Genomic DNA, 6,835 nt, shown 5'->3' on the forward strand with positions numbered 1-6,835 from the left:
AGCGCGATCGCCGAGCCGCCGAAACCGCCGCCGGTCATCCGCGCCCCCAGCGCACCGGCGGCGCGGGCGGTGTCCACGACGAGGTCCAGCTCCGCGGCGGAGACCTCGTAGTCGTGGCGCAGCGACTCGTGGGAGGCGTCCAGCAGCGGGCCGATCTCCCGCTCGCGCCCGCCCTGCAGCAGCGCGGCGGTCTGCCGGACCCGCTCGATCTCGGTGACGGCGTGCCGCACCCGGGCGCGGGTGACCTCGTCGGGCAGCCGGGACAGCGCCGCGTCCAGCTCCGCGAACGGCACCTCCCGCATCGTCGCCACGCCGAGGGCCGCGCCCGCCCGCTCCAGGCTGGCGCGGCGCTGGCCGTACTCGCCGTCAGCGTGGGAGTGCGATGCGCGGGTGTCCACCACGAGCAGCGCCAGGCCGGCGGCCGCCAGGTCCAGCGGCACGTGGTGCACCGAGCCGTCGCGGCAGTCCAGCAGGATGCCCGCGCCCTCGCGGCAGCGCAGCGAGGCGGCCTGGTCCATCCCGCCGGTGGGGGCGCCGGCGACGTCGTTCTCGGCCCGCACGCAGGCCGCCGCCAGCTGCGCGCGCAGCGGGTCGGAACCGGCCGGGTCCAGGTCCAGGCCGGCCAGGTCGGCCAGCGCCACCGCGACGGCGCACTCCAGCGCCGCGGAGGACGACAGCCCCGACCCCAGCGGCACGTGGCCGTCCACGAGGACGTCGAAACCCCTGGCCGCCACCTCCCGCAGCGCCTCCGGCGCGTCCTGCGCCAGCGCCCACGGCACCCCCGCCACGTACGCCGCCCAGCTCGCCGGCGCGCCGGGGCCGACGTCGGCCAGCGGCCCCTCCCACGCGCCGGCCTCCTGCGCCGAGCGCACCCGGACCACCCCGTCGGCGCGGGGCGCCAGCGCCACGAACGTGCGGTGCGGCAGCGCCAGCGGCAGGCACAGCCCGCCGGTGTAGTCCACGTGCTCGCCGACGAGGTTCACCCGCCCCGGTGCCGACCAGACCCCCGCGGGTGCGGTGCCGTAGGCCGCGGTGAACCGCTCCGCGGCGGCGGCCGCGGCGGCCGGCCGCCGCGGTGCCTCCAGGAACGCGGGCGCGGAGTCCTGCACCACCACGTCAGCCCACCTCTCGCAGCCGGGCGGCGACCCGCTCCGGCGTCGTGTCGTTGATCCACGCGGCCATGGCCGACTCCACGCCCGCCAGGTACTTCAGCTTGCCGGGGGCGCGCAGCACCGAGAACACCTGCAGGTGCAGGCGGAAGTCCTCGCGCCCCTCGCGCACCGGCGCCTGGTGCACGCCGGAGATGTAGGGCAGCGGGTCGTCGTCGGGGTAGTAGCGGTCCAGGCGGCCCAGCACGTCGAGGTAGACGGCCGCCAGGTCGTCGCGCTCGGCGTCGTCGAGGGCCGGCAGGTCCGGCACGTCCCGGTGCGGGGCCAGGTGGACCTCCACCGGCCAGCGGGCGGCGGCCGGCACGTACGCCGTCCAGTGCTCGGAGGAGACGACGACGCGCGCGCCGGAGCGGCGCTCGGCGTCCAGGACGTCGCGGAACAGGTTGCGGCCGGTGCGCTCGCGGTGGGCGCGGGCCATCTGGAGCATCCGCGCCGCCTTCGGCGGCACGAACGGGAAGGCGTAGATCTGCCCGTGCGGGTGGGGCAGCGTGACGCCGATCTCCTTGCCGCGGTTCTCGAAGACGAACACGTGCTCGACGTCCGGCTGCGCGCCGAGGTCGACGGTGCGGTCCACCCACGCCTCGATGACCGTGCGGGCCCGGTGCGGGGAGAGCGTGCCGAAGGAGCCGGAGTGCGCGGAGGAGAAGCAGATGACCTCGGTGCGGCCGGTGGCCGGGCGCACCGGCCACAGCTCCTCGCCGTCGACGAGACCGGGCTCGCCGCCGATGCGGGGGGAGAAGGAGGGGAAGCGGTTCTCGAAGACGACGACGTCGTAGGAGGACTCGGCGATCTCGGTGGGGAAACCGCCCGGCACCGTGGGGGCGAGCGGGTCCTGGTCGGCCGGCGGCAGGAACGTGCGGTCGTTGCGGTGGGAGGCCATCGCGATCCACTCGCCCGTCAGCGGGTCCCGGCGCACCTGCGAGCCGCCGCGCACCACGTCCTCGGCCGGCGGCAGCGGGCGGGTGTCGACGGCCTCGCGGACCGCCGCGCCGGACAGGAACGGCTCGGAGTCGTCGAAGTAGACGATCTCCCGCCCGTCGGCCATCCGCCGCGACGTGCGCCGCACGGGGTGGGAACCGCCCCCCGGGGGCGCGCCGAGCGGTGCGCCGTCGCGGCCGCCGCCGGCAGGCTGCTGGGGGGTGCTGGGCCGGTCGCTCACGGACGTCTCTCCTCGCTGTCTGCGCTGCTGCTGCCCTCGTCCCCGTCCACCGGGTCGCCGGCCAGCACGAGCCGGCCGGTGCGCTCGCGCGCCACGGCCTGCGCCTGCACCGGCAGCGCGGCGTCGCTGACGAGGACGTCGACCTCCTCGAGGCCGGCGATGGTGCTCAGGCCGACGACACCCCACTTCGTGGCGTCGGCGACGACGACGAGCGTGCTCGCCGCCGCGATGAGGGCCCGGTCGGTCTCGCCCTCGACGAGGTTGGGCGTGGTCAGGCCCGCGTCGGCGTCCAGGCCGTGCACGCCGAGGAAGAGCCAGTCCACGTGCAGGGTCTGCAGGCTGCGCACCGCGACCGGGCCGACGAGCGCGTCGGAGGGGGTGCGGATGCCGCCGGTGAGGATGACGGTGCGGTCGTGCCGGGCCGGCTCGTGCAGCACCTCGGCCACCCGCGGGGAGTTCGTCACCACCGTCAGCCCGGCCACGCCGAGCAGGGCCCGCGCCACCTCCACCGTCGTCGTCCCGGCGGACAGCGCCACGGACGAGCCCGGCGTGACGAGCCGGGCGGCGGCCGCACCGATCGCGCGCTTCTGCGCCGTCTGCAGCGAGGACTTCGCGAGGAAGCCGGGTTCCTCGCTGCTGCGCCCCTCCGGGGCGGTGGCCCCGCCGTGGACCCGGGCGACGAGGCCGCGGCGGGAGAGCTGCCCGATGTCGCGGCGGATGGTCATGTCGGAGACGCCGAGCCGCTCGACGAGGTCGGACACCCGCACGGCCCCGTCGCGGCGCACCGCGTCGAGGATGAGCGACTGCCGCTGCCGGGCCAGCACCGGGATCACCCCCGTTCTCGCAGCACGGCGCAGCCGCGGGGCGCCACCTCGAGGGAGCCGTCGGCCTCCCGGCCGGTGAGCAGGTCCAGGCCGCTGGCGGGCACGGTGGCGGCGGTCCCGCCGTGGTTGAGGACGAACAACCAGGACCCCTCCGCGGAGCGGCGCCGCACCAGGTCGACGCCGCGGGGTGCGCCCGCCACCACCGGCCGCACCCCGCCCGCGGCCAGCAGCCGGTCCAGCAGCGCCTGCAGGCCCTCGTCCTCCAGCGCGGTCGCCAGGTACCACGCGGCACCGGCGCCGGCGGGGCGGCGGGTGAGCGCGGGGCTGCCGGCGGCGAGGCCGTCGGTGAAGGAGGCCAGGACCTCGGTGCCCGCCGCGGCGCGGCCGAGCTCGGACCACACCCGTCCGCGCGAGCCGTCGTCGAGCGCGGTGACCTCGCCGGGCAGCAGCGGCGCGAACTCCTCCACGCGCACCCCCAGCAGGTCGCGGAACGCGCCGGGGTGGCCGCCCAGGCGCACCCGGCCGGCGGGGTCGAGGATCCCGGAGAAATGTGTGATCAGCACCTGCGCGCCCGCCCCGGCCGCGGCCGCGACCGCGGCGGCGGTGGCGTCGGAGACGAGGTGCAGTGCGGGCACGACGACGACGCGGTAGCCGGCGAGGGTCTCGGCGAGGCGCTCGCCCTCGGCGCCGACGGTGAGCACGTCGGCGGTGACGTGCCGCTCGCGCAGCAGCCGGTGCAGCGCCAGCGCCGTGTCCAGGTAGCGCAGCTCCCGGCTGGGGGTGGGCAGGCCGGCGGGCGGCTCGACGGCCCACCACGCCTCGTAGTCCAGCAGGAAAGCGACGTCGGCCTCCACCCGCGAGCCGCGCACCTCGGCGATCCGCTGCAGCGCGCCGCCGAGCTCGACGACCTCCCGCCACACCTTGGAGTCGGTGCCGGCGTGCGGCACGAGGGCGGAGTGCCACTTCTCCGCGCCCCCGGCCGAGGCGCGCCACTGGAAGAAGCACGCCCCGTCGGAGCCGCGCGCCACGTGGGAGAGGGAGTCCAGCTGCAGCTGGCCGGGCAGCTTGGCGACGTTGACGGGCTGCCAGTTGACCGCCGAGGTGGAGTGCTCCATGAGCAGCCACGGCTCGCCGCCGGCCAGGCCGCGCGTCCAGTCGGCGGCGAAGGCCAGCTCGGCGCGCGGGTCGGTGGTCGGGTTGGGCGGGGTGGTGAGGACGTAGTGGTCGTTGGAGACGACGTCCTGCTCGCGCGCCCAGCGGCCGTAGTCCATGTCCCGGGTGTTGGAGTGGACCATGAAGTTGGTCGTCACCGGCACGTCGGGGGTGGTGCGCCGCAGCACCTCCTTCTCCGCGACGTGCAGCGCGAGCAGCTCGTCGGAGGAGAAGCGGTCGAAGTCGAGGACCTGGGTGGGGTTGGGGAACGTGGTGCTGCGGGCGGGCACCTGCACCTGCGCGAAGGAGGTGTAGCCCTGCGACCAGAAGCGGGTGGACCACGCCTCGTTCAGCGCCTCGACGCTGCCGTAGCGCTCGGCCAGCCACCGGCGGAAGGCGGCCGCGGAGACGTCGCAATAACAGCGGGAGTTGTGGCAGCCGATCTCGTTGTTGACGTGCCACAGCCGCAGCGCGGGGTGGTCGCCCCAGCGCTCGGCGACCCGCTCCACGAGCAGGGCGGCCCGCTCGCGGTAGGCGGGGGAGCTGGGGCAGTAGGTCTGGCGGCTGCCGAAGACGGTGCGCACGCCGTCCGCGCCGACGGGGCGGGCCTCGGGCCAGCGCTCGGTGAACCACGGCGGCGGGGAGGCGGTGGCGGTGGCCAGGCAGACGCCGACGCCCGCGCCGTGCAGGCCGTCGAGGACGCGGTCCAGCCACGCCCCCTCGAAGCGGTCGGGCTCCGGTTCCAGCAGCGCCCAGGAGAAGATGCCGACGCTGACCAGCGTCACGCCGGCCTCCGCCATGAGCCGCAGGTCCTCGGCCCACACCTCCTCCGGCCACTGCTCGGGGTTGTAGTCGCCGCCGAAGGCCAGGCCGGGTCCGCTCCACTGCCGCACGGCGCTCACCATGCCCGGCCCGATCCCGCGGAGTCAAACAGCATCGAACACGGATCGGTCACGACTCGTGATCGGTCGTGGTGTTTGGCTTGACATGGTGACGTGCTGCGGCAGAGGCTCCCGCCACCCGACGAAGGAGTCGAAGTCGCCATGACCCGCCCCCGCACCGAAGCCGAGCACCTCGCGAGCCTGGTGCCCGCCTCCGTCCGAGCCACCCGCCTGCCCCGCCGCTCCGTGCTGCGCGGCTCCGTCCTGGCCGCCGGCGCGCTCGGCGGGCTCACCGCCTGCGGCGGGGACGACGCCGGCAGCGGCGGCGAGGGCGGCGGGTCCGCCACCACGCTCGGCTCCAACGGCTCCGACGAGGTGCCCAAGAAGATGATCGCGGCCCTCGCGGCCGACGCGAAGACCAAGGCCGGCGTCGACGTCGCCATCAACACCATCGAGCACGAGAAGTTCCAGGAGGGCATCAACAACTACCTCCAGGGCAGCCCCGACGACGTCTGGACCTGGTTCTCCGGCTACCGGATGCGCTTCTTCGCCTCCCGCGGCCTGGCCGGCGACATCAGCGACGTGTGGCAGGACCTCACCGGCTACACCGACGCCTTCAAGCAGGCCGGCACCGGCGACGACGGCAAGCAGTACCTCGTGCCGAGCACCTACGGGCCCTGGGCGGTCTTCTACCGAAAGTCGCTGTGGCAGGAGCGCGGCTACACCCCGCCGGCGGACTGGGAGTCCTTCAAGGCGCTGCTGGCCCGGATGCAGACCGACGGGCTCGTCCCGATGGCCTTCGCCGACAAGGACGGCTGGCCCGCGATGGGCACCTTCGACCAGCTCAACCTGCGCATCAACGGCTACCAGTTCCACGTCGACCTCATGGCCGGCGAGGAGGCCTGGAACAGCGCGGAGGTCAAGAGCGTCTTCGAGGCGTGGCGGGAGATCATGCCGTTCCACCAGGAGGCCGCCAACGGCCGGGAGTGGCAGGAGGCCGCCACCGCCCTCGTCAACAAGGAGGCGGGCATGATGCTGCTCGGCTCCTTCATCGGGGAGCAGTTCCCCGAGGCCGACCAGGGCGACCTCGACTTCTTCAACTTCCCCGAGATCGACCCGGCGATCGGTGCCGACGCGGTCGAGGCGCCGCTGGACGGCTACATGATGTCGGCGCGGCCCCGCGACGAGGAGGCGGCCAAGAAGTTCCTCGGCTACCTCGGCTCCGCGGACGCCGGCACCCTCATGGTGCAGACCAACCCGACGGTCATCACCGCCAACGGCGACACCGACACCTCCGGGTACACCGAGCTGCAGGCGAGGTGCGCCGAGTACGTCGGCAGCGCCAAGTCCATCGCCCAGTTCATGGACCGCGACACCCGGCCGGACTTCGCCTCCACCGTGATGATCCCCTCGCTGCAGACGTTCATCAACAACCCGGCCGACATCGACGGCCTCGTCAACAGCATCGAGGAGCAGAAGAAGAGCATCTTCACGTCCTGAGCCGACCGGCAGCTGCGAGGAGTTCCAGCCGTGACCGAAGAGACCCCGGTCGCCGTCGCACCGCCGGCGGCGCCCGCCGGCGGTGCGGGCGGCCCGCACGGCGGTGGGCACGGCGGTGGGCACGGCGGCGTCGGCCGCGCCCGGGCCGAC

The 6,835-nt window shown here is 75.0% G+C and carries 5 protein-coding genes; 1 reads left to right on the plus strand and 4 read right to left on the minus strand.

Annotation, left to right across the window (positions count from 1 at the left end):
- From galK to ABEB16_RS12290, 4 genes are all read right to left on the minus strand, one after another.
- A partial coding sequence (gene galK / locus ABEB16_RS12275) for a galactokinase (RefSeq protein ID WP_486335982.1) occupies positions 1-1,115 on the minus strand: 1,115 nt, incomplete at its 3' end.
- Between the two features lies 1 nt (position 1,116).
- Entirely contained in the window at positions 1,117-2,214 is a 1,098-nt protein-coding gene (galT, locus tag ABEB16_RS12280) for a galactose-1-phosphate uridylyltransferase (protein ID WP_345712536.1), read from the minus strand.
- Between the two features lie 110 nt (positions 2,215-2,324).
- Positions 2,325-3,152, minus strand: coding sequence for a DeoR/GlpR family DNA-binding transcription regulator (locus tag ABEB16_RS12285; protein ID WP_345712532.1), 828 nt, complete (start codon positions 3,150-3,152; stop codon positions 2,325-2,327).
- Positions 3,153-3,157: 5 nt separating this feature from the next.
- Positions 3,158-5,209 carry a beta-galactosidase gene (locus ABEB16_RS12290; RefSeq protein WP_345712533.1) on the minus strand — a complete coding sequence of 684 codons (2,052 nt, stop codon included), beginning with the start codon at positions 5,207-5,209 and terminating at the stop codon, positions 3,158-3,160.
- Between the two features lie 138 nt (positions 5,210-5,347).
- On the opposite strand from ABEB16_RS12290, the gene ABEB16_RS12295 reads away from it, so the two are divergent.
- Positions 5,348-6,685 carry an ABC transporter substrate-binding protein gene (locus ABEB16_RS12295; RefSeq protein ID WP_345712534.1) on the plus strand — a complete coding sequence of 446 codons (1,338 nt, stop codon included), beginning with the start codon at positions 5,348-5,350 and terminating at the stop codon, positions 6,683-6,685.
- Positions 6,686-6,835 lie beyond the last annotated feature (150 nt).

Origin of the sequence: Kineococcus glutinatus (assembly GCF_039542765.1) — a bacterium.
Lineage (GTDB): Bacteria > Actinomycetota > Actinomycetes > Actinomycetales > Kineococcaceae > Kineococcus_A > Kineococcus_A glutinatus.

Coding starts and splice junctions, on each gene's coding strand:
- galT (WP_345712536.1), bottom strand. CDS start 2,214: ATGGCCGACGGGCGGGAGATCGTCTACTTCGACGACTCCGAGCCGTTC.
- ABEB16_RS12290 (WP_345712533.1), bottom strand. CDS start 5,209: ATGGTGAGCGCCGTGCGGCAGTGGAGCGGACCCGGCCTGGCCTTCGGC.
- ABEB16_RS12295 (WP_345712534.1), top strand. CDS start 5,348: ATGACCCGCCCCCGCACCGAAGCCGAGCACCTCGCGAGCCTGGTGCCC.